24 protein-coding genes and 1 pseudogene are annotated in these 21,794 nt (G+C 72.2%); 19 read left to right on the top strand and 6 right to left on the bottom strand.

Features of this window, described 5'->3' with window-relative positions; genetic code table 11:
* On the bottom strand, window positions 1-384 hold the full coding sequence (locus ACIRF8_RS11725; protein ID WP_404213523.1) for a hypothetical protein: 384 nt from the start codon (window positions 382-384) through the stop codon (window positions 1-3).
* A 306-nt stretch (window positions 385-690) separates the two neighbouring features.
* On the opposite strand from ACIRF8_RS11725, the gene ACIRF8_RS11720 reads away from it, so the two are divergent.
* The 14 genes and pseudogenes from ACIRF8_RS11720 to ACIRF8_RS11655 all read left to right on the top strand — a co-directional run.
* Complete coding sequence (locus ACIRF8_RS11720; RefSeq protein WP_404213521.1) at window positions 691-1,875, top strand: alcohol dehydrogenase catalytic domain-containing protein; 1,185 nt, start codon at window positions 691-693, stop codon at window positions 1,873-1,875.
* A 212-nt stretch (window positions 1,876-2,087) separates the two neighbouring features.
* Window positions 2,088-2,786, top strand: a complete 699-nt coding sequence (locus ACIRF8_RS11715) for a HemK2/MTQ2 family protein methyltransferase (RefSeq protein WP_404213519.1) — start codon at window positions 2,088-2,090, stop codon at window positions 2,784-2,786.
* Window positions 2,749-2,997, top strand: coding sequence for a CDGSH iron-sulfur domain-containing protein (locus tag ACIRF8_RS11710; RefSeq protein ID WP_404213517.1), 249 nt, complete (start codon window positions 2,749-2,751; stop codon window positions 2,995-2,997). The genes ACIRF8_RS11715 and ACIRF8_RS11710 overlap by 38 nt, the downstream gene beginning before the upstream one ends.
* Window positions 2,994-4,034: an iron-containing redox enzyme family protein gene (locus ACIRF8_RS11705; protein ID WP_404213515.1), complete on the top strand. Its 1,041-nt coding sequence runs from the start codon at window positions 2,994-2,996 to the stop codon at window positions 4,032-4,034. Before ACIRF8_RS11710 ends, ACIRF8_RS11705 begins: the two co-directional genes overlap by 4 nt.
* A 73-nt stretch (window positions 4,035-4,107) precedes the next feature.
* Window positions 4,108-4,668 (top strand): type 1 glutamine amidotransferase domain-containing protein, encoded by a 561-nt coding sequence (locus tag ACIRF8_RS11700; RefSeq protein WP_404213513.1) that lies wholly within the window; start codon window positions 4,108-4,110, stop codon window positions 4,666-4,668.
* A gap of 34 nt (window positions 4,669-4,702) precedes the next feature.
* Window positions 4,703-5,368 carry an HAD family hydrolase gene (locus ACIRF8_RS11695; RefSeq protein WP_404213511.1) on the top strand — a complete coding sequence of 222 codons (666 nt, stop codon included), beginning with the start codon at window positions 4,703-4,705 and terminating at the stop codon, window positions 5,366-5,368.
* Between the two features lie 262 nt (window positions 5,369-5,630).
* Entirely contained in the window at window positions 5,631-6,356 is a 726-nt protein-coding gene (locus ACIRF8_RS11690) for a GAF domain-containing protein (RefSeq protein ID WP_404213509.1), read from the top strand.
* 46 nt (window positions 6,357-6,402) lie between these two features.
* Window positions 6,403-7,230: an aldo/keto reductase gene (locus tag ACIRF8_RS11685; RefSeq protein ID WP_404213507.1), complete on the top strand. Its 828-nt coding sequence runs from the start codon at window positions 6,403-6,405 to the stop codon at window positions 7,228-7,230.
* A 380-nt stretch (window positions 7,231-7,610) separates the two neighbouring features.
* Window positions 7,611-8,165, top strand: coding sequence for a transglycosylase SLT domain-containing protein (locus ACIRF8_RS11680; protein ID WP_404213505.1), 555 nt, complete (start codon window positions 7,611-7,613; stop codon window positions 8,163-8,165).
* A 28-nt stretch (window positions 8,166-8,193) separates the two neighbouring features.
* Window positions 8,194-9,330 (top strand): LCP family protein, encoded by a 1,137-nt coding sequence (locus tag ACIRF8_RS11675; RefSeq protein WP_404213503.1) that lies wholly within the window; start codon window positions 8,194-8,196, stop codon window positions 9,328-9,330.
* A gap of 90 nt (window positions 9,331-9,420) precedes the next feature.
* Complete coding sequence (locus tag ACIRF8_RS11670) at window positions 9,421-10,518, top strand: glutamate--cysteine ligase (protein WP_404213500.1); 1,098 nt, start codon at window positions 9,421-9,423, stop codon at window positions 10,516-10,518.
* Window positions 10,519-10,616: 98 nt separating this feature from the next.
* The gene (locus tag ACIRF8_RS11665; RefSeq protein ID WP_404213498.1) at window positions 10,617-11,399 is read left to right on the top strand and encodes a hypothetical protein; all 783 of its coding nucleotides are present in this window, start codon (window positions 10,617-10,619) and stop codon (window positions 11,397-11,399) included.
* Complete coding sequence (locus ACIRF8_RS11660) at window positions 11,396-11,842, top strand: RDD family protein (protein WP_404213496.1); 447 nt, start codon at window positions 11,396-11,398, stop codon at window positions 11,840-11,842. Before ACIRF8_RS11665 ends, ACIRF8_RS11660 begins: the two co-directional genes overlap by 4 nt.
* Window positions 11,843-11,976: 134 nt before the next feature.
* Window positions 11,977-12,660: pseudogene (locus ACIRF8_RS11655) on the top strand (YhjD/YihY/BrkB family envelope integrity protein); the annotation flags it as partial.
* 50 nt (window positions 12,661-12,710) lie between these two features.
* Here ACIRF8_RS11655 and ACIRF8_RS11650 read toward each other — a convergent pair.
* Window positions 12,711-14,108, bottom strand: coding sequence for a DUF2252 domain-containing protein (locus ACIRF8_RS11650; protein ID WP_404213494.1), 1,398 nt, complete (start codon window positions 14,106-14,108; stop codon window positions 12,711-12,713).
* Window positions 14,109-14,261: 153 nt separating this feature from the next.
* On the opposite strand from ACIRF8_RS11650, the gene ACIRF8_RS11645 reads away from it, so the two are divergent.
* Window positions 14,262-14,657: a PLD nuclease N-terminal domain-containing protein gene (locus ACIRF8_RS11645; protein WP_404213492.1), complete on the top strand. Its 396-nt coding sequence runs from the start codon at window positions 14,262-14,264 to the stop codon at window positions 14,655-14,657.
* A 19-nt stretch (window positions 14,658-14,676) separates the two neighbouring features.
* Here ACIRF8_RS11645 and ACIRF8_RS11640 read toward each other — a convergent pair whose 3' ends face one another.
* Window positions 14,677-15,084, bottom strand: coding sequence for a hypothetical protein (locus tag ACIRF8_RS11640; RefSeq protein WP_404213490.1), 408 nt, complete (start codon window positions 15,082-15,084; stop codon window positions 14,677-14,679).
* A gap of 141 nt (window positions 15,085-15,225) precedes the next feature.
* Here ACIRF8_RS11640 and ACIRF8_RS11635 point away from each other — a divergent pair, with 141 nt between their 5' ends.
* Both ACIRF8_RS11635 and ACIRF8_RS11630 read left to right on the top strand, forming a co-directional pair.
* Complete coding sequence (locus tag ACIRF8_RS11635; RefSeq protein ID WP_404213488.1) at window positions 15,226-15,456, top strand: hypothetical protein; 231 nt, start codon at window positions 15,226-15,228, stop codon at window positions 15,454-15,456.
* Window positions 15,457-15,527: 71 nt separating this feature from the next.
* The gene (locus ACIRF8_RS11630) at window positions 15,528-16,052 is read left to right on the top strand and encodes a LuxR C-terminal-related transcriptional regulator (RefSeq protein WP_404213486.1); all 525 of its coding nucleotides are present in this window, start codon (window positions 15,528-15,530) and stop codon (window positions 16,050-16,052) included.
* Between the two features lie 43 nt (window positions 16,053-16,095).
* Here ACIRF8_RS11630 and ACIRF8_RS11625 read toward each other — a convergent pair whose 3' ends face one another.
* From ACIRF8_RS11625 to ACIRF8_RS11615, 3 genes are all read right to left on the bottom strand, one after another.
* Window positions 16,096-18,435, bottom strand: a complete 2,340-nt coding sequence (locus ACIRF8_RS11625; RefSeq protein ID WP_404213484.1) for a LuxR C-terminal-related transcriptional regulator — start codon at window positions 18,433-18,435, stop codon at window positions 16,096-16,098.
* Window positions 18,436-18,540: 105 nt separating this feature from the next.
* Window positions 18,541-19,026 (bottom strand): DUF1269 domain-containing protein, encoded by a 486-nt coding sequence (locus tag ACIRF8_RS11620; protein WP_404213482.1) that lies wholly within the window; start codon window positions 19,024-19,026, stop codon window positions 18,541-18,543.
* On the bottom strand, window positions 19,026-19,577 hold the full coding sequence (locus ACIRF8_RS11615; protein WP_404213480.1) for a DUF1269 domain-containing protein: 552 nt from the start codon (window positions 19,575-19,577) through the stop codon (window positions 19,026-19,028). Before ACIRF8_RS11615 ends, ACIRF8_RS11620 begins: the two co-directional genes overlap by 1 nt.
* Before the next feature lie 158 nt (window positions 19,578-19,735).
* On the opposite strand from ACIRF8_RS11615, the gene ACIRF8_RS11610 reads away from it, so the two are divergent.
* Window positions 19,736-21,172: a hypothetical protein gene (locus ACIRF8_RS11610; RefSeq protein ID WP_404213478.1), complete on the top strand. Its 1,437-nt coding sequence runs from the start codon at window positions 19,736-19,738 to the stop codon at window positions 21,170-21,172.
* A gap of 29 nt (window positions 21,173-21,201) precedes the next feature.
* On the top strand, window positions 21,202-21,678 hold the full coding sequence (locus ACIRF8_RS11605) for a hypothetical protein (protein WP_404213476.1): 477 nt from the start codon (window positions 21,202-21,204) through the stop codon (window positions 21,676-21,678).
* Window positions 21,679-21,794 lie beyond the last annotated feature (116 nt).

Below are 21,794 nucleotides of genomic sequence, written 5' to 3'. Positions count from 1 at the left end.
TCAGCGCGGCGTGAGCAGGAACTGGCTCTCCCGCTCCTGGTCCCCGGAGACCGAGCCGACGTCCCGCACGCCGTACGCCTCCGCGAGCGCCGCCCGCACCGTCGTCACGTCGTGCGGCGCGCCCTGGGCCGTCAGGGACACCGGGCCGTCGATACCGTCGCGGCCCCGGGCACCGTCCGGCCGGGACGCGGACCCCGCACCGGCGGCCACGTCGAGCTCGGCCGTCCAGACCGTGACGCGGGTGCTGTCGGCGCCGGGCGTGTCCTGGGCGGGGGAGCGGTCGGGGAACCCCTCGGTGAGATACGCCAGCACGCGGCGGGCGTCGTCGTCCGAGCAGTCGCTGAGGGTCACGGTGACCGGGTGGTCGCCGGAGGTGTCGGTCATGCGGGTCTCCTGGTCCTCGTCCGGGTCGGTCGGCCCGCGGGTCCCCACGGACGCGGAACGCGGGCGCCGGCCCCGCGCTCTCCTCCCAGCGTGACCCACCCCGACCGCCCCCGCACCCAGATGTCCTCCGCCCCGACCTGCGCGGGCGCGCATCAACCCTCCCTGCCCCGGGTACGCGGGTCGGTCTCCGCCGTCGGCGGTCACATGGCGAGGCGCCGCACAGTGTGAGCCCCTGGAAGGGGCCCCGCACAAGCGGACCGCCCCGAGAAAACCGACTCGCACGCAACGAACGCTGGGAGGCGCGGCATGCGCGCACTGACATGGCAAGGAAAGCGCGACGTACGGATCGAGGAGGTCCCCGACCCCCGTATCGAGAAGCCCGACGACATCGTCGTCCAGGTTACGTCGACCGGTATCTGCGGCTCCGACCTGCACCTGTACGAGGTCCTCGGCCCGTTCCTCGACCCGGGCGACATCCTCGGCCACGAGACGATGGGCGTCGTCGCGGAGATCGGCCCCGAGGTCACCGACGTGGCCGTCGGCGACCGCGTGGTCATCCCGTTCAACGTCTCCTGCAACACCTGCTGGATGTGCAGCCGCGGCCTGCACTCGCAGTGCGAGACCACGCAGGTGCGGTCCATGGGCAGCGGAGGCTCCCTGTTCGGCTACACCAAGCTGTACGGGCAGGTGCCCGGCGGGCAGGCCGAGTTCCTGCGGGTCCCCTTCGGCAACACGCTGCCCATCAAGGTGCCCCACGGCCCGTCGGACGACCGCTTCGTCTACCTCTCCGACGTGCTGCCCACCGCCTGGCAGGCGGTGGAGTACGCCGACATCCCCCCGGGCGGCAGCGTCACCGTCCTCGGCCTCGGCCCCATCGGTGACATGGCGGCGCGGATCGCCCGGCTGCGCGGCGCGGAACTGGTCATCGGTGTGGACCTCGTCGACGACCGCCTGGAGCGCGCCAGGCGGAACGGCTTCACCACCCTCGACCTGCGTGAGCACAGCAAGGACCTCGGCGACGCCGTGCGCGACCTCACCCAGGGCCGCGGCACGGACGCCGTGATCGACGCGGTCGGCCTCGAAGCGCACGGAGCACCGGTCGCGCAGGCCGCCCAGTGGGCCACCGGCCTCCTCCCCGACAAGCTCGGGCGGACGCTGATGGAGAAGGCGGGCGTCGACCGGCTCGGCGCCCTCCTCGCCGGGATCGACGTGGTGCGCCGCGGCGGCACCCTGTCCATCAGCGGCGTCTACGGCGGCGCGGCCAGCCCGATGCCGCTGCTCACCATGTTCGACAAGCAGCTCCAGGTGCGCATGGGACAGGCCAACGTGTGGCGCTGGGTGAACGACATCCTCCCGCACCTCACCGACGACGACCCGCTGGGCGTCGACGGATTCGCCACGCACCACCTGCCGCTGTCCGAGGGCCCGGCGGCCTACGCGACCTTCCAGGCCAAGAAGGACGGCATGGTGAAGACGCTCCTGAAGCCGTGACCGCGAGCGGGCCGGGGGCCGCCTCCCCGCCTCGGCGGGTGTACGAGCGGCCTTCGCGGGCACTTCGTCCCGGGAGCGAACTCCTGTCACCCCCTGCTCGCCCGCCGCTCACGATGCGTGATGCCCCAAGTGGTCGGCGCCGGCGGCCCGGCGGAGGGTGGAAGGGCAGGCGTTCCCGTCCCGAACCGGAACTACAGCAGGGTGAGGCCCGCATGACGACACACGCCCGGCCCAGACAGCCTCATCAGCCGCAGCGAGGCCCGCGACTCCTGGCCCCGCCCGGCGTGTACGCGCCGCAGCACGACACCGATCTGCTGCTCCGGGCGCTGAGCGAGGAGCGCTTGGACGAGCGGACCGACGTACTGGATCTGGGTACGGGCACGGGGGCGCTGGCCGTCTCCGCCGCGCGGCTCGGCGCCCGCGTGACGGCCGTGGACCTGTCGTGGCGGGCCGTGTGGACGGCCCGCCTCAATGCCCGCATCAACGGGGCGCCGGTCACCGTCCGCCACGGCGACCTGGGCTCGGCATTCCCGCCCGGCTCCTTCGACCTGGTCGTCAGCAACCCGCCCTACGTGCCCGCCCCGTCCCCCTGCCTCCCGCGCCGCGGGCCCGCCCGGGCCTGGGACGGCGGGCTCGACGGCCGCACCGTGGTCGACCGCGTCTGCGACGCCGCACCGCGGGCGCTGCGGCCAGGCGGCACCCTGCTGATGGTGCACTCCGCCCTGTGCGACGCGTCCGCGAGCCTGCGCCGGCTCACCGACCTCGGCATGAGCGCGGCCGTCATCGACAAGGCGTACGTGCCGTTCGGGCCCGTGCTGCGGGCACGCCGCGGTTGGCTGTGCGACCAGGGACTCCTCGACATCGACGCGACGCATGAAGAGCTGGTGGTCATCCGTGCCGAACTCGACTGACCCCGCCGGACGCCCGCGCCGCGTCACGGTCGACCGCGAAGGACCCCTGCTCATCGAGGGACCGGTCGAGGTGACCGACGGCGACGGCACGACACACGTGTCCCGGCGCTTCCAAGTGGCCATCTGCACATGCCGCCGCAGCCGAACGTTCCCCTGGTGCGACACGAGCCACCGAAAACGCAGCCGCGAGAAGGAAAGGGGTGACACGTGACCGTGACGACGGAGCCGCGGCGCCTGCGGCCCGACCTGCCCGCGCCCTGCGGGCGCCTGTCGGGTTCGGTCGTCGGCGCGCTGCGGCGCGACGCACTGCCGGACGAGGTGTTCGTGCCCGCGCAGGAGGGCGCCGAGTCCGCCGACCCGTACGGCCGCGACCTGCAACTGGCGCTGTACGTGCTCTACGAACTGCACTACCAGGGCTTCCGCGACGTCGACGAGGAGTGGGAGTGGGAGCCGCGGCTGCTGCACCTGCGGCGCACCCTGGAGCGGCGCTTCCTCGACGCCCTGCGCGCCGACGCGGCACCGGAGGCCGACGCGGAGCAGACACTGGCGGGCCTCCTGGTGGAGCCCGCCGGGTTCGACGCCACCGGCGTCAGCCACCATCTGCGACGCGACGGCGAGCTGTGGCAGTTCCGCGAGTACGCCGCGCTGCGCTCGCTGTACCACCTCAAGGAGGCGGACCCGCACGCCTGGGTCATCCCCCGGCTGCACGGCCGGGCGAAGGCGGCCATGGTGGCCATCGAGTACGACGAGTTCGGCGCGGGCCGCACCGAGGACATCCACGCCGGGCTGTTCGCGGAGCTGATGGAGGACCTCGGCCTCGAGACGGCGTACGGCCACTACCTCGACGCCGCCCCCGCGCAGGCGCTCGCCACGGTCAACCTGATGTCGTTGTTCGGTCTGCACCGCAGCCTGCGCGGCGCCCTCGTCGGACACTTCGCCGCCGTCGAGATCACCTCCTCGCCCGGCTCCCGCCGCCTCGCGGAGGCGCTGCGACGCCTCGGCGCGGGAAAGGCGGCCCAGCGGTTCTACGACGAGCACGTCGAGGCCGACGCCGTGCACGAGCAGATCGTGCGCCGGGAGGTGGTCGGCGGCCTGCTGAGCGCCGAACCCGATCTCGACGCCGACGTGGCCTTCGGCGTCACCGCGACCGGGTTCCTGGAGGACCGCCTGGCCGAGCGGCTGCTGTCGCGGTGGCGCCAGGGCAGGAGCGCGCTGCGGCTGCCGCTCCCACCCGGGCGAAATCAGTAGGAATGACCCACGCTGTACGGAGCACCCAGTCCAGTGGGCAAGCCAGAGAAGAACGAGAGAAAGGCGCATCATCATGGCTGACACCCAGCTCGACGGTCGTCGTGTCCTGGCACTCGTCACGAACTACGGCGTGGAGCAGGACGAACTCCTTGTCCCGCTCAAGAAGCTGCGGGAGCGGGGCGCCGAGGTGACCGTCGCCGCCCAGTCCACGGACCCGGTGCAGACCCTGGTGGGGGACAAGGACCCCGGCGAGACGGTGCAGGTCGACACCACGATCGACGCGGTGGACGCGGACGCGTACGACCTGCTCCTGCTCCCCGGCGGCACCCTCAACGCGGACACGCTGCGGCTCGACGAGAAGGCGGTCGCGACCGCCAAGGCGTTCGCCGCCTCCGGCCGCACGGTGGCCGCCATCTGCCACGGCCCCTGGCTCCTCGTGGAGGCGGACGTGGTGAAGGACAAGACCCTGACCTCCTACACGTCCCTGCGAACCGACATCCGCAACGCCGGGGCCACGTGGGTGGACGAATCGGTGAAGACCTGCCCCGCGGCCGGCTACACGCTCATCACGTCGCGTACGCCCAAGGACCTCGACGACTTCGTGGGAGAGATCGGCAAGGCGCTCAGCGCCTGACCCCCCGCCCCGCCCCACCCTGGAAGGAGCCGCCATGAGCGCACGCGCAGCCGTCCTCGACGTGGACGGCACACTCGTCGACACCAATCATCTGCACACCGTGTGCTGGTGGGAGGCGTTGCGGCAGGCAGGACACCGGGTACCGATGGTGTCGGTCCTGGGCGCCATCGGCCTCGGCTCGTCCGACCTGCTGGAACATCTGCTCGGCAAGGAACGGGACCGCGAGCAGGACGCGTCTCTCAGCGCCGCGCACAAGGCGCTCTACGCCACCTATTTCGAACGCCTCGTTCCCGTCGAGGGCGCTGCCGACCTGCTGAGACGGCTGCACGGCGACGGGTGGAAGGTGGTCCTCGCGACCTCGGCGGAGGGCTCCGAGCTGACGGCGCTGCGCGCGGCCGTCGACGCGGACGACGCGATCGACGCCACCGCCAGCTCCGACGACGTCGACGAGGGGAAACCGGCCGCCGAGCCGGTGCTGCACGCGCTGGAGCTCGTCGGCGCGGAGTCGAAGGACAGCGTCTTCGTCGGTGACTCGGTCTGGGACATGCGGGCGGCCCGGCGCGCGGGCGTCGTCCCCGTCGGCGTCCTCAGCGGCGGCGTGAGCCGGGCGGAACTGGAGAAGGCGGGCGCGGAGGTGGTCTACGCGGACACGGCCGAACTCCTGCGAGAACTTGAGCACAGCCCGTTCGGCCGGAGCTGAAAAGGCCGTACACGCAGAAGGCCGTACACGGAGAAGGCCGTACACGCAGAGGGCCGTACGCGTAGAAAGTCGTACACGGAGAACCACGCGGGCGAGGGCCCCGGACCGGCGATGCGCCGATCCGGGGCCCTCTTGCCCGCGTCCGGGCCCGGCCGCCCCGCGGTGGAAAGACACAGGTCGCTCGTGGTCGTGCCCGGTTTGCCCGGCGTCCGAAGGGACACCCGGCGGGTCCGAACGACATGAGAGAGGCCGGTGGGAATCCATGGTGGATCGTTTCGCCATCGAGCAGTCCGTGCTGAGGGCCGCCGAGGGCGACGCGGCCCGGCTGCCCCGGCGGCTGTGCGAAGCGGTTCGAAAGAGCGTGTCCATGGATGCCGCCACGCTCTCCCTGTTCACCGACACCCCGCACCGTCAGCTCCTGTGGGCGACCAGTGACGCGGCCCTGCGCCTGGAGAGGCTGCAATTCGGAGTGGGTGAGGGCCCCTGCGTCACGGCCGCGCGGACGGGCGACAAGGTGATCGTGAACGACCTGCACGCGGACGTGACGCAATGGCCCGTCTTCGGGTCCTGCGCACAGGAACAGCTCGCCGACGTGGGCGCCGTCTACGCCTTCCCACTGCGCATCGACGAGGGACGCACGCTCGGCGCGATCGACGTGCTCCGTCACGAGGCGATGGCGCCGGACCCCGACCTCATCCAGAAGGGCGTCATCGCCACCCGCGCCGCCGGCCGGGCCCTGCTGAACACCTACCAGGCGACGGTCGAACAGGGCGGCCTGCCGTTGTGGGAGCCCGAGGACATCCTGGACTCCTACTGGGGCCCGACCCACGCGGCCGTCGGCGCGCTCGTCGTGGAGCTGGACATCACGGCCGAAGAGGCGCTGTCACGGCTGCGCGCCCGCGCCTTCGGCACGGAACGCTCGCTGCCGAAGATCTCGGACGACGTCCTCGCCGACCCGTCGGGCTGGGTGCGGGACGGCGACATCTGAGCCCGCACCCACCGCTGACCGCACCCATCGAAGGAGGAGACCCCCTGTGACCGCAGTCCCCGCCCTGACCCTCAACAACGGAGTGCGCATCCCGCAGCTCGGCTTCGGCACCTATCAGATCCCGCCGGAGGAGACCCGCGAGACGACGCTCGTGGCGCTGGAGACCGGCTACCGGCACATCGACACGGCCGAGATGTACGGCAACGAGAAGGGGGTCGGCCAGGCGGTCCGCGACTGCGGTATCGACCGCGCCGACCTCTTCGTGACGAGCAAGCTCGACAACCATGCGCATGCCCGCGACGACGCCCTCCGGGCGTTCGACACCACCATGCGGGAGCTGGGCCTCGACTACCTGGACCTCTTCCTCATCCACTGGCCGCTGCCCGGCAGGGGCGACTTCGTGGAGACGTGGAAGGCCCTGGAGGAGATCTACCGCTCCGGCCGGGTGAAGGCCATCGGCGTCTCCAACTTCCAGCCCCACCACCTGCGCCGGTTGTCGCAGGGCAGCGACGTGGTGCCCGCGGTCAACCAGATCGAGGTGCACCCCTATCTCACCCAGGACGACGTCAGGGCCTTCGGCACCGAGCGCGGTATCGCCACCGAGGCCTGGTCGCCCATCGCCCGGGGCAAGGTGCTCGACGACCCGGCCGTCGAGCGCGTCGCGCGGGCGGCGGGCAGGACACCGGCCCAGGTGGTGCTGCGCTGGCACCTCCAGCGCGGCGACATCGTCTTCCCCAAATCGGCGACCCGGAAGCGGATCGAGCAGAACTTCGACGTCTTCGACTTCGCGCTCGACGAGGGCGCCATGGGCCAGATCTCCGCGCTGAACCGCGACGAGCGGACCGGCCCCGACCCCGACCGCTTCACCGGTTGACCCCGACGACACACCCACAGCGCACCCCCTCGGAAGGCCCGGTCCATGTGGACCGGGCCTTCCGCTGTGCCCGGGGGTGTCCGGGGGGTCTCCGAGAGGCGCCCGGAAGGTGTCCGGGATGCCCGAAAAACGCCCGTGGCAGTGAGCCCACCCATAGGAGCCACGTCACATGCGAATGCCTTTAGTAGTGCCGGGGCCGTCCCGGTGCGGGACGGGACGCGGATCGGGGCCACTTATGCCCGCTTTGTCCGGGCGTATCTCCGTAATGCGGTAGTACGTCACATTCTTGCCAGTCTGTCCTGGCGTCGCTCACTGTTGCAGACGTTCCGGTCGCCGAGCCCGTGCCGACCGACTCCCCGTCCCCATTGGAGAAACCCCGCATGTCGATCGCCCTCGCGCAGACCAGCCCCGCCCGCACCGCCCTCCGCAAGGTCTCCCTCTCCGGCATAGCCACCGCCGGTGCCGTGGCCGCGGCGCTCACGCTGGTCCCCACGACGGCCCAGGCGACCGAGCCGGCCGCGGCGACCACCCAGACCAAGACGGTCTCCGCCCCGGCCGCGAAGGACGTCAAGAGCGTCAAGCCCGCCAAGAGCACCAAGACCGCCCCGAGCTACCCCGACAACCTCGACGGCTGGATCCGCGAGTCCCTCGCCATCATGAAGGCCAAGGGCATCCCCGGTTCCTACGAGGGCCTGCACCGCAACATCATGCGGGAGTCCTCCGGTAACCCGAACGCCCAGAACAACTGGGACATCAACGCCCGCAACGGCATCCCCTCCAAGGGTCTGCTCCAGGTCATCCAGCCGACCTTCGACCGCTTCCACGTCGCGGGCACCGCCGACAGCCTCACGGACCCGGTCGCCAACATCACCGCGGCCGCCAACTACGCCGCCCACCGCTACGGCTCGATCGACAACGTGAACTCGGCGTACTGAGCCACCGGCCGACGACGAAGGGCGACGCATGCCGCACGAGAGCGGAGACGAGCACCGGGCACACCCCGCCGACGGCTCGGCGGTGCCCCCCTACGGACCGGCACGAGTGCGCCGCGCGCGGCGCACACCGCGGAGCAGGGCCCTCCGGTACGCCGCATGGGGCGCCCTGGGCCTGGCCCTGGTCGGCGCGGGCTCCACGGCGTACGCCTGGCAGCACCTCGACGGCAACATCCGGGGCACGGACGTGGACGCCGCACTCGGCGACGACCGGCCCGGCCACCAGCACGACGGCTCGATGAACATCCTCCTGCTCGGGTCCGACTCCCGGGCGGGAACCCACGGACAGTACGGCACCGGCGTCGCGGGCGCCCGCGCCGACACGGCGATGGTGCTGCACGTCGACAAGACCCACAAGAAGGCGTCGGTCGTCAGCATCCCGCGCGACACGATGGTCGAACGACCCCGGTGCGCGACGGACCACGGCACCACCGCGCCGGCCGCGCACCAGGCCATGTTCAACTCCTCCTACGAGGTCGGCGGACCGGCCTGCACCGTCAAGACGGTCGAGCAGATGTCCGGCCTGCGGATGGACCACTACCTCGAGGTCGACTTCAAGGGCTTCCAGAAGCTCATCGACGAACTCGGCGGCGTGGACATCACCACCCGCGAGAGCATCGACGATCCGGCCAGCGGCCTCTCCCTCACCAAGGGCCGGCACACGCTGGGCGGCAAGCAGGCTCTGGAGCTCGTCCGCACCCGGCACGGCGTGGCCGACGGCAGTGACCTCGGCCGCATCCAGCTCCAGCAGGCCTTCGTCAAGGCGCTGATCCACCGGGCCGACACCGTGGACCCGCTCAGCCACCCCGCCAAGGCCTACGACCTGGCCGACACCGCCACCAGGACCATCAGCGCGGACTCGGGCCTGGCCTCCACCGACAAGCTCCTCGGCCTGGGCAAGGACCTCAAGGGCATCAGCCCCGCCCACACCGACATGCTCACCCTGCCCGTCACCTACGACGCCGAGGACTCGGGCCGGGTCCTGCCGCTCGACAAGGCGTCGCACAAGGTCTGGACAGCGCTGCGCAAGGACGAGCCCGTCCCGAGGAGCGCGACGCGGGGCTCGGTCGCCGACCGCACCGACTCACCGGTGTCGGCCGCCTCCTGACCGGCGCGTCCCCACTCACCTGCTACAACGGCTCGCAAGTGGGTACGCGGCCCAGCGGACCAAGCCCTCTACTTCATCAGGACGGTACGCATGCGCAGTGTGGGAGTGGAAGAGGAACTGCTTCTCGTCGACAACGAGAGCGGCGAGGCGCGGGCACTGTCCCACGCTGTGCTGGCGATGGCCGCGCGTGAGGACAAGGACGAGGACGACGCCTTCGAGGCGGAGCTCCACCGTCAGCAACTGGAGTTCGCCACCAGCCCGCACAAGGACATGTCGAAGCTCGCCCAGGAGATCGTCCAATGGCGCGAGGAGGCGGCCCGGCACGCCGAGACGCTCGGCGCCGCGATCGCCGCACTGGCCACCTCCCCGCTCCCGGTGAGCCCCACCGTGGGCACCGGAGCCCGCTATCAGTGGCTGGAGGAGAACTTCGGTCTCACCACGCTCGAACAGCTCACCTGCGGCTGCCACGTACACGTCCACGTCGAGTCCGACGAAGAAGGCGTGGCCGTGCTCAACCGCATCCGGCCCTGGCTGTCGGTCCTGCTCGCCCTGAGCGCCAACTCGCCGTTCTGGCAGGGCAAGGACTCCGCCTACAACAGCTACCGCAGCCGGGTCTGGGGGCGCTGGCCGTCCGCCGGACCGGTGGAGGTCTTCGACGACGCCGACGCGTACCACGAGCAGGTCCGCGCCATGGTCGCGACGGGCGCCCTGCGGGACGACGGCATGATCTACTTCGACGCCCGGCTCTCCGCCAACCACCCGACCGTCGAGGTACGGGTCGCCGACGTCTGCCTGGAGCCGTCCATGACGGTGCTCCTCGCCATGCTGGTACGCGGCCTGGTCGAGACGGCGGCCCGGCAGTGGCGGGCCGGCGAACCCCCCGCCGAGGTCCCCGTGGCCCTGCTCCGTCTCGCCGGTTGGCGCGCGGGCCGCTCCGGCCTGGAGGAGCAGCTCGTGAGCCCCGTCCACCTGCGCCCCGTCCCGGCCCAGGAAGCCGTGGAGTCCCTCTTCGCGCACGTCCGGCCCGCCCTGGAGGACGCCGGCGACTACGACGAGGCCCGCGACCGCCTGTCGCGGCTGCTGCGCGACGGCACCGGCGCCCGCATCCAGCGCGAGACCCTGGCCCGTGCGGGCTCCCTGCGGGACGTGGTCAACGAATGCGTACGCCGCACCCGCCGCGGCGTGTGACCACCGGGCACCGCCCCCGCAGGATCACCTCCCACGGGTGAGGGCACCCGGCCGGAATCTGCTCCACGGTGTGATGGCCGGAGGAGGCGGGTTCGCGGATGGGTGCACTCGGAGCGCAAGAGACGGACGACCTGTCGGAGCGGGCGCTGCGGGCGGTGCTCGGCCTCCTGGGACTGACCGGGTCCGGTCTGCGACGCCTGCTCGACCCGCCGGACGCCACCGCCGGCGCGGTGCCCGAGCGGCCCTCCTCGTCGCTCCGCCTGCTGTCCGGCGCCACGGTGGCGCTCAGCCTCGCCGCCCGGCGCGCCGGCTCCACGGCGGGCACGCTCGTCGCGTTCGCCGCGCGCCCCGTGACACGGCTCGAACCGTTCCTCTCCGCGCGGCGCCTGCTGGAGGGCTGGGCCGAGCAAGGGGCGGCGGAGCAGGAGTACAACCGGGAACTGGCCACGCGGCTCCTCAGGGCCACCGTCCGGGAAGTGGCGGCGGGCGTACTGGACCAGATCGACCTGGACGGCGCGGCCGATCGCATCGATGTCGACCGGATCGCGCGGCGCGTGGATGTCGGACGCGTCGCCGAACGCATCGACCTCGACCGGGTCGCCGCCCGCCTCGACGTGAACGCGGTGGTGGCGCGCGCCGACCTCGAAGCGGTCATCGCCCGCCTCGACCTCGCCGATCTGGTGCGGCGCGTCCTCGACGAGATCGACTTCGCCGGGATCGTCCGGGAGTCCAGCGGCACCATGGCGGTCGAGACCGTGGACGCGTTCCGGGACCGGGGCGTCGGCGCGGACCGGTTCGTCAGCCGGATCGCCGACCGGGTCATGTTCCGGTCCACCGCACGGGACACGACGGGACCGCCCCGGCGGCCGGAGGAGCCGTGAGCCGGGCGCTCACCGCCCAGGGCCGGCGAGCGGGGATCGTCTCCCGGACCGTCGCCGACGTGATCGACCTCGGGCTCGTCAGCGCGTTCTGCGGGGCCGCCCTCCTCCTGTACGCGGTGGGCGACTACGTGCTCACCGGCGCCCCGTTCACGCTCCCGAGCCCGCCGCGGCCGGTCGGCGCCGCCGCGGCACCCCTGATCGCCGTCGGATATCTCACCGGATGCTGGACGGTGGCGGGCCGGACACCGGGCAAGCAGTGCGCCGGCCTGCGCGTGGTCCGCGCCTCCGGGGACCCCCTGACCACCGGACGGGCACTGCTGCGCGCCGTGCTGTGCGTGCTCCTGCCGATCGGGCTCTGCTGGGTGGTCCTGAGCCGACGGAACGCCTCGCTCCAGGACCTGGTCGTGCGCACCGCCGTGCTCTACGACTGGGGCACGAGGTGACGGAGAGGCTGCCGGACGGCGAACCGGAGCCCGCGGCGGAGGGGACACGCGCGCGGATCCGGGCCGCGACGGCGGAGCTGCGGGCCTCGGTGGCGCGGCGGTCCGGCGGGGTGCGTCAGGTGGCGGCGCAGCTCATGCGGGTCAACGTCCTCGACACGGCGACGCGGCTCGCCGCCCAGGTCTTCCTGGCCGCTCTGCCCGTGCTGTTCGTCATGGTGTCCTTCGGGCCGCCGGTCGTGCGCGAGGAACTGTTCTCCTCACTGCGGGCGATCTTCGGCCTCTCGGGTGTCTCGGCGGACCAGACACGGCAGTTCACGACCGGTGAGCAGCCACCGCACGAGTCGTGGGGAGCGTTCAGCATCCTCATGACGCTGGTCTCGGCCACCGCCGTCAGCCGCAGCCTCCAGCGCCTGTGCGAACGCGCCTGGCACCTGCCGCCCGCGCTCGGCGGGCCCGCCGTGTGGCGGTGGCTGGTCTGGCTGTTCGGCTGGCTCGCCTCACTGCTCTTCCACGGTGCCTGCCGGGACGGCTTCGGGGCGGGGCCGCTGCTCGGCTACCCCCTCTCGCTGGCCGCGACCGTCCTCATGTGGTGGTGGACCCAGCACCTTCTGCTGCGCAAACGCGTGCCGTGGGGGCCGCTGCTCCCCGGAGCCCTGCTCACCGGAGGCGGTATCGCCGTCTGCGACGCGGTGTCCCGGCTCTACCTGCCGCACGCCCTGAACGAGAGCATCCGCCGCTACGGCCCCATCGGCTCGGTGTTCACCATGCTCTCCTGGCTCATCGCCCTCTTCGTCGTGGTCACGCTGGGCATCGCCCTCGGGTACCTGTTGGCCGGACGGCCGCCCTTCGACCGCTGGGCGGCGCCGCGTCAGGAGGCGTCCGCGCGGACCCGGCCGGCGCGGGACGCCTCACCGAGGGCGCGGAAGTCGGCCTCGTTCTGGTCCGCGTACGTCTCGGCGAAACGGGCGACGGCGCGGTCGAAGGCGTCACCGCCACCGAGATAGCCGGCGATGGCGATGCGGTCCCCCGAGCGGGCGTGGGCCCTGGCCAGGGTGGCGCCGCACAACTGGGCGAAGAGGCGCATGCCGCGCGGTCGCATCGTGTCGGTGACGGCGATGCCCTTCCAGTCGTGCAACTGGCGTACGTAGAAGTCCCGTTGACGGCCGTCGATGCCCTCGGCCCGCTCCCAGCCGAGCATGATGTCGCTGGTGGCCTGCATCAGCCGCTGGCCCGCGACGACCCGCTCCCCCTGGTTCTCGTACCGGCTCGCGTCAGTGTGCTCCGCGAGGACGGAGGGACCTGCCTCCTTGGCCTGGAGGAGCAGCGGGTCCTGTTCGTCGCGGCCGAGCATGAGGATGATCCAGCAGCGGGTGCCCACGCTGCCGACCCCGACGACCTTGCGGGCCATGTCCACGAGGTGGAACTGCTCCAGCAGGGCCCGCCGGTCCGAGGGCAGACTCCGGCCGTACCGCTCGATCAGCCCCCTGATCTGCTCCTCGACCTGATCGCGTTCCACCCCGGGCATGAGGTCGTCGACGGGCACGACCAGCGGCGGATCGGCGGTGATCCTGCGCTCGCCCTTGACCATGTGCGTGAGCTTCTCGAAGGCGTGCAGATGGTCGCGGGTGCGGGCCTTGGCCAGGGCGAGCCCCGCCCTCTTGCGGATGACCGCGTTCCCCCTGTCGCTCAGCAGCCGGTAGAGGTCGTCCGCCTCGACCTTCGCGTACCAGACGTCGAGATGACGCATCTCCGCGAAGCGGCGCATCCACGCGCGGTAGGTGCCCACCGCCCCCCGCACCACGGCGGAGCGCTGCGCGTCGCTGAAACCGTTGCTGCGGCCGGCGATGGCCAGGCTCGCCGCCAGTCGCTTGACGTCCCACTCCCAGGGCCCGGGATGCGTCTCGTCGAAGTCGTTGATGTCGAACATCAGATGGCGCTCGGGGGAGCCGAGCAGCCGGAAGTTGAGCAGATGGGCGTCCCCGCACAACTGCACGTCGATCCCTGTGCTCGGGGTGTTCGCCAGGTCGCCGGCCATGAGCGCGGCGGCCCCGCGATAGAACCGGAAGGGTGACTCCAGCATCCGCGCGTACCGCAGCGGCACCAGCTCCGACAGCCGCGTCGCCGACTGCGCGTCGAGCACGGTCACGGGATCCGTACGGCCCTGACGCGGTGTGAACTCCGCGTGGGCCGAGCGCGGCACGAGGCCACGCAGCGCTTTGCCGCGGGCGGCCCGCTCCTGCGCGGTGGGATACGTGGTCCCGGCCATGGCGAGGCCCCCTTCTCTCGACTCACCCGCTCTTTCGGGTCCGTGCCCCGACTCTCGTCGCGGCGGGGCCCCGGAGCATCACCCGGTGGGGGTGACGCGGCGCGCGGAGCGGAGGACGACGGTTCCTCTCACCTACTGCCGAGGAGGCACACGATGGACGACTATCCGCTGATGAACCTGTTCCTGACCATGCTCTGGTTCTTCCTCTGGGTGGCCTGGCTCATGCTCCTGTTCCGGCTGATCACCGACATCTTCCGCAGCCACGACCTCAGCGGCTGGGCGAAGGCGGGCTGGCTGATCTGTGTCCTCGTGCTCCCGTTCATCGGTGTGTTCGTGTACCTCATCGTGCGGGGCAAGTCGATGGGCGAGAGGGATCGGCACGAGGCGCAGGCACGGGACGCGGCGTTCCGTTCGTACGTACGCGAATCGGCCGGAGGCTCGGCGAACGGCGGGACGGACCGGCTGGCGCAGCTCGCCGAGCTCCGGCGGGCGGGGGACCTGACGGATCAGGAGTACGAGCGGGCCAAGACCCGCTATCTCGCCTCCTGAACGCGGCGCCCCACGCCCGTCAGGCCTGCCCGGGCTCCTTGCCGTACACCGCGAGAGCCCAGATCACCACGACGTCCAGGGCGATGATGATGATCGACCAGACGGGGTAGTACGGGATGAAGAAGAAGCTCTCCACGGCGCTCGCCCCGGCGAGGATCATGCCGACGACGCGCGCCCAGGTGCTGCCCGCGAACACGCCCAGGGCCGCGGCCACCACGATGAGGCCCGAGAGCAGGTGGATCCATCCCCACGCCGTGGTGTCGAACTCGTAGGTGTAGTTGCGCGTGACCACGAAGAACTCGTCGTCGACGATCCCGACGATCCCCGTGATCACGTGGTACGAGCCGACCAGCAGCATCAGACAGCCGGCGAGCACCGAGAACCCGACGGCCGCCGGGTGTCGGTGCGACAGAGTTCGCTGAGTCATCACTGGCTCCTCCCCTGAGATGGGGGCAGAGCATCCCGCGTGGCGCCGGGAGCCGTACTCACCCACGCGGGGTGATGTCCGGTTCCCGGTCCCGGGACGACGATGTGATGCGTACCGCCCGCTGCGGACGGAGGTGACGCCATGGCCCCGGCGGCCGACGGATATGAGATCCGGATCAGGGGGCGGGCGGGAACGTCGTTGCGCGAGGCGTTCAGCGAGCTGACGATCTCGGTGCACCCCGCGGAGACCGTGCTGCGGGGCACACCGCTCGACCAGGCCGCGCTCTACGGGATCCTGGACCGGATCCAGTCGCTCGGCCTCGAACTCGTCGAGGTGCGCAGACTTCCCGGAGGCGGAGCCGAGGCGCGTTAAGCACTGGCGGCCCGGCGGCGGCGGCCCGAGGATGTGGGCACACGCAGGTGTTCCTCTCGAGGGGTGAGGACATGCCCACGCTATGCCGACGGACGACGACGACACCCGCGGTGCTCGGCCGCGGACAGATCGGCGCGGTGCGCGTCGCCGCGCTGCGCAGGGAGCTCCGGGCGCTCGGCTGGGACCGCTTCACCACGGAGAGCGCGGTCTCCCTCTCCGTGTCCTGGGCCGCCGACGTCCTCGCGGACGTCGCCCACGCCCAGCAGAACCCGCCGGTCGCCGACGCGTTGCTGGGGGAGGCGGCGGCGGTCCTCGCCGCCGTACGCCCGGTCAGGCCGCCCACGAGGAGGCCGGTGGAGCGGGGGCCGCTGCCCGCCGGGGCGGACGGCGGACCGGAGTGCCCACCGCGGCTCACCGCACGTGAGGCGGTCGTGCTGCGGCGGCTCCAGGGCGCACAGTCGCTGCGGGAGATCGGCGTCGATCTGTACGTCTCGGTGAACACCGTCAAGAGCCATGTGCGGTCCATCTACCGGAAGTTCGACGTCACCTCGCGCGACGAGGCGGTCAGCCGCGCCCGCGGACTCCGCCTCCTGTGACGCCACGGCCGGGCTGACCACACCGGCTGCCACAAAGACCCGGTCACAGGAGATGCAACTCCCGTGCCCGCCGTACGGCGGCCGTCCGCCGCGTCACGGCCAACTTGCGGTAGACGCTCTTGAGATGGGTCTTGACCGTGTTGACGGACAAGTACAGCTCCGCGGCGATCTCCTCGGTGGTCATCATGCGCGCGAGGTGGACGAGGACGTCGAGTTCGCGCGCGCTGAGCGTGCCCAGGAGCTGGACGGCCGCCGGACCGGTCCCGTGCGGCCGGTCGGGCTCCGGGTGGAACGCGCCCGCGGGGCGCGGTCGGGCGAGGCGTGCCTCGCGTTCCGCGGCGTCGAGACGCTGGGCGAGCCAGGGATCGGGCGCGGGCACGCGGACGCCCCCCAGGGTGCGCAGCGCCCGGTCGCCGCGCCCCTCCGCGATGTGCGTCAGACCCAGGACCAGCGCGTGCAGGGTCCGCACGAACGGGTCGGGGGAGGCCTGGAGCGCGGTCTCGGCCCGGCTCAGTTCCCGCTCCGCGGCGGCGAGCCGGTCGCCGGCCAGGTCCACCCAGCCCTTGGCGACCAGGACGGCCGCCCCTGAGCGGTCGGGGCGGGACCGGGTGGCGAGGGTGGGGTGTTCCGCCCGCGCCGCGAACTCGGCCGCCGCGCGGAACCGCCCCCGCAGCGCCTGGAGCAGCGCGAGGTCCTCCAGACAGCAGCGCCGCAGGGAGGCGTTGCCGACCGTGGTCGCCGCGGCGAGGGCCGCCAGGAGGGTGGTCTCGGCCGCCTTGAGCCGGCCGCCGCGCAACTCGTCGCCGCCGCGGGTCGACAGGACGAGCGCCTTCAGTTCGGGCCGGTCGGCGAGCACGTCGGGCGAGACCTTCCCGAAGAGGGCCTGCGCCCCGGCCGCCGCGCGCACGGCACGGGAGACGTCACCGGTCCGCGCGCGCTGGAGCGTGATCACCGCGTGGGCGAGGCGGATTCTCGCCCCGTGCTCGTCCTCCCCGTCCGCGGCGCGGCCGAGGACGCCCGCGGCGTGGCCGAGGGCTTCGTCGCAGGCCGCGGTGTCGCCGCGGGACAGGGCCGTGGCAGCGCGGAGCAGGGCGGGTTCGGGTTCGTGGCGGGCCGCGGATCTGGCCACCACGTCGTGGGGCATCCGCCAAAACAGTTCGGCGGTGAAGCGGTCGCCGGTCAGGCCCAGCGGCCGTCCGATCGCCAGGTGGTGGACGACGAGGCGACTCGCGTAGGGCCAGTCCCCGGCCTCGGCCGCACTGCGCACGGCCTCGGGCAGGAGACCGTGGGTGCTGAACCACGCGGCGGCCTTCCGCTGGAGATCCCCGGTCAGGCCGGGCGTCTCGTGGCGCAGTCGCAGCCGCAGGAAGGTGGTGAGCATCTGATGGCCGCGGTACCAGCCGTGCCCCAACGGCCGGAAGAACGCGTTCTGTTCGACCATCGTGGAGAAGAGGCGGCCCGCGGTGCGGCCGACGAGCGCCGTGGCCAGGTCGGCGTTGACGCGTTCCGGGACGCTCGTCGCCAGCATGAGGCGCCGCATGTCCGCGTCCTGGGTGTCGAGGACCTCTTCGAGGAGGTAGCTCGCCACGGCCTGGTCGTCGCCCGTGAACTGGCGGACGAAGCCCTCCTGGTCGCTGTGCCCGGTCATCGACATGGCCGCCAGACGCAGACCGGCCGCCCACCCCTCGGTACGTTCCCGCAGCGCGTGGACGGACGACTTCGTCAGCGCGACACCGTGCTGGTCGAGGAGTACAGCCGTCTCCCGGTCGGTGAAGGCCAGGTCGTCCATGCGGATCTCGGACAGTTCACCGGCCAGCCGGAAGCGGTGCAGGGGCAGCGGCGGGTCGCGGCGGCCGACGACGATCAGCCGCAAGGCGCTGCCCGCCCGTTTGAGCAGATAGGTCACTCCCTCGGCGAGGACGGAGCCCGTCGGCGGGCGGAAGTCGTCCAGCACCAGGACGACCGGTGTGCCGCGTGCGGCGAGTCCGGCGGCGAGGCGGGCGATGAACACGTAGTCGAGGGCGTCCACCCGTACCGGGGCCTCCCCGGCCGCCGCGACGTCGACCCCGGCGTGGCGCAGCGCTTCCAGGACGCAGGGCCAGAAGACGCCCGGCAGTTCGTCACCGCTGTCGCAGGAGACCCAGGCGAGCGGTCCCGGCACCCTGCCCGTGTGCGCCCAGAGCAGGACGAGGACCGACTTGCCGGAACCCGCGGGCCCGGCCACCACCGTCAGTGGACCCAGCGCCCCCCGGGAGAGACGCTCCGTCTGTCGGGGCCGGGCGATCGCCCAGGCCGGCAACGGCGGTGTGTCGATCTTCGAGTGGAGCGCCGGACACCGCTCCGGCAGGAGTGCCGGGAACGCTTCCCGCGACCGGTCGCCCATCGCGACACCGCCTCCGCTGCTCAGGCCGTCGTGCGAAGGCGCCAGTATGGGCGCGGGCGGGGTGAGACGGCATCATCCGTGGCCGCCGTCTCACCCGGGTGAGGTTCAGAACCCGTGCAGCGCCGTGATGAGCTCCTCCTCGCGCTCCTTCGTCAACGACGTACGGATCACCGTCGGGTTGAACGGACGCAGCGCCTCCCGCACCCGGTCGGGCGTGGACTTGCGGACGAGCGCGAACACGGCGGCCCGGTCGGGCTCCAGGCTCGCGGCGACCTCCTTGATGAACGCGTCGTCGATGCCCACGTCGTTGAGGCGCCCGGCGGTCGCGCCCGCCGCAGCGCCGGCCGCCGCACCGAACACCGGCATCAGGAACAGCATGCCGAACAGCGTCCCCCACAGGGCGCCGGTCGCGGCCCCCTTCCCTGTGGTGCTGTGCGACTGCCTGACGTGGACCTTCCCGTCCGGGGTCCGCCACGCGAGCGCGGCGTCCTCCAGGTCGAGCAGTTCCTGACGCGACAGCTCCGTGCTGAGGCGGAGCACCGCTTCGGCCTTCTCCCGGTCGGAGAACCCGAGCACGACGAGATCGGTCATCACAGCCTCCCCAGACGCCTGTTGGCGTCACGCTTCGATGTGTCGGCGGCCGCCGCCGCCTCCAGGGCCCGTACCGTCTCGGCGATCTGGGCGGCCACCGGCCCGAGCGCCTCGGGCGTGAGGAACCCCTCCGCCACGGGTACGCCGCCGGCCTCGCGGATCACGCGCCGCAGCGTCCTCGCCCACACGTGCTCGAGCAGGACGAACCCCGCGGACGTCCCCGGGTCCAGGGCCGCCGTCATCTCCCTGATCTCGTCCTGCGAGAGGCCGAACGGATACCCCTCGTCCGCCATCTCCTCCATCGCCTCGACCTCCCGCAGGATGCGGGTGTCCAGACCGAGCAGGGACGCGACCGTCGTGCCCAGGCCCTCGGCCTGCTCGTCGCGGCCGACAAGGGTGCCGTCCCGTTCCTTGCGCACGAACAGCAGGTCGAGGACGCGGATGAAGCCGAAGCGTTCCAGGCTCTCCAGCTCGTCGATGATTTTCCCGGCGAACTTGGCGTCCGGTCCGAACTCGACGGCCAGCATCTGCACCGGTCCGATCGTGACCATGATGTGTTCTCCCTCCGGTCGGTACCGCCTCCATCCAGTCGCAGCGCCCGCGTCCGCGCGTCACCCGCAAGGGGTGATGGGCCGCCGCGGCAAAGCCGTCAGGGTGACCGCACGGCCGACGGCGCGACGTCGCCCGGCGTGTTTGCCGAGGGGGAGCCATGACAGATCCCGCACCCGTGGGGCCGGACGTCCCGCCGGACCCGGACGGCGACCGCGGTGAGGTGGAGCGGCTGCGCGCGGAGGTCGCGGCGCTGCGCGCGGACGCGGCGGCGCGCACCCGGCGGCGGGGCCACGGGTACACCGTGCGCAGGACGATCGCCGCCGTGCTGATCGCCCTCGTCGGCTTCTGCGCGGTCGCCTCGGTGATCGGGGTCTGGGGCGCGCGCACGACGCTGAACACGGACCGCTGGGTCGCCACGGTCGGGCCGCTGCCCCAGGACCACGACGTGAACGCGGCCGTCACGAAGTACCTCACCGACGAGATCTACGGCAAGCTCGACGTCGAGACGCGGCTGTCCGAGGCGCTGCCGCCCAAGGCGTCGTTCCTGGCCGCCCCCGTCAACGGCGCCGTCCGTGACTTCGTACGCGACAAGGTCTCCGAACTCCTCGGCACGGACACGTTCCGGTCGCTGTGGGAGGGCGTGAACCGCACCGCGCACTCGCGCATCGTCGCCGTCCTGGAGGACCGCGCCGAAGGCGTGTCGGTGAACGGCACCACGGTGACGCTGAACCTGCTGCCGCTCATGAACGACGTCCTGAACGCCGTCGAGCAGCAACTGCCCACGCTCTTCGGCAAGGAGCTCGACCTCCCGGCCATCGGCAGCGGCGAGATACCGCCAGGACTGCACGACAAGATCGAGAAGGCGCTCGGGGTCTCCCTGCCCGCCGACTTCGGCCAGATCACCCTCTACGACCGGGACAAGCTCGGCCCCCTCCAGGACGCCGTACTCCTCTTCAAGCGGGGCGTCGCGGGCCTGGTCATCGGCACGCTCCTGCTGCTCGGCGTCGCGGTGTGGGTCTCGCCCGACCGGCGGCGCACCGTGCTCCAGCTCGGTCTGTGGCTCGTCGTCTCCGTCACGGTGCTGAGCGGCGTGCTGCGTGCGGTGCGGGACCAGATCCTCGCTGCGCTGCCGGACGGCGTCTACCACGACGGTGTGCGGGCCGCCCTGTACACCCTGTTCACCACCCTGCGCGAACGGGGCGACCAACTCCTGTGGCTCGGCATCGTCCTCGCCGTCGTCGCCTACCTCGTCGGCCCGGGGCGCCTGCCGAAGGCACTGCGCCGGTACGCGGTCCAAGGAGCCAGGGCCGCGAACGAGTTCGCTGCCCGCACGCCCCGACAGGCAGGCGGTTTCGCCGGCTTGAGGGCCTGGGTCCACCGGCACGTCGACGTGCTCCGCGTCGCGGGGGTCGTGGTGGCCGCCGTCGTGGCCCTGCTGTTCTCCTCGTGGACCGCCCTGCTGGTCATGGCGGTACTGCTCGCGGGGTACGTCCTCCTCGTCACCGTCCTGGCACGCCCGGCAGGACCCGACGAGGCCGCGGCGCCGGAGCCGCCCGCCGACCCGCCGTCCCGCCCCGCGGCGGCCCACGAGTGACGCGGCGGTTGCGGCGCGGCAGGATCGCCGTGGCGACGGCCGGACTGCTCGCCGCGCGCGGCGTGTACGGCTGCATCGTCGTCCTGTCGCTGCTGCTGGCCGTCGAGGACCACCCGCCGCCCCCTTTCGAGACGGCCCTGACCCTCGTGGCGACCCTCACCGGCATCGTGGCCGCGGAGACGTTCGCCTCGCTGATCGGGCAGGAGGCGGAGCGCGGCCGTCCGCCCACGTGGTCCGAGCGGCGGCGGACGGCCGCCGAACAGTTCCTCGCCTTCTCGGCCGTCATCCTGCCGGCCCTCTTCTTCGTCCTCGCCGGCTTCGGTCTCTTCGCCGAACGCCTCGCCTTCACCCTGTCCCGCTCGGCCACGCTGATCCTGCTCTTCCTGTACTGCTGCGCGGCGCGCGGTCTGTCCGGGCGTACGCGGACGAACGCCGTGCTGACCGGTTTCGTCGTGGGCGCGTTCGGCGTGGGCCTGGCCAACTTCAAGTCCCTGACCCACGGTTGAGACGCGCCGCGACGGCCCGCGCCCGAATCACCCCCGGGAGGTGAGGCAGGGCCCCGGGCGCGGCGGAAGGCTGCGCCGCAGAGGGCCGTGCACACGCGACGGGCGGCGCAGACGAC

It is taken from the genome of Streptomyces sp. NPDC102406 (genome assembly GCF_044765725.1).
Classification (GTDB): domain Bacteria; phylum Actinomycetota; class Actinomycetes; order Streptomycetales; family Streptomycetaceae; genus Streptomyces.
The sequence above is the reverse complement of the archived record's forward strand: the minus strand, read 5'-3'. Positions and strand labels throughout refer to the sequence as shown.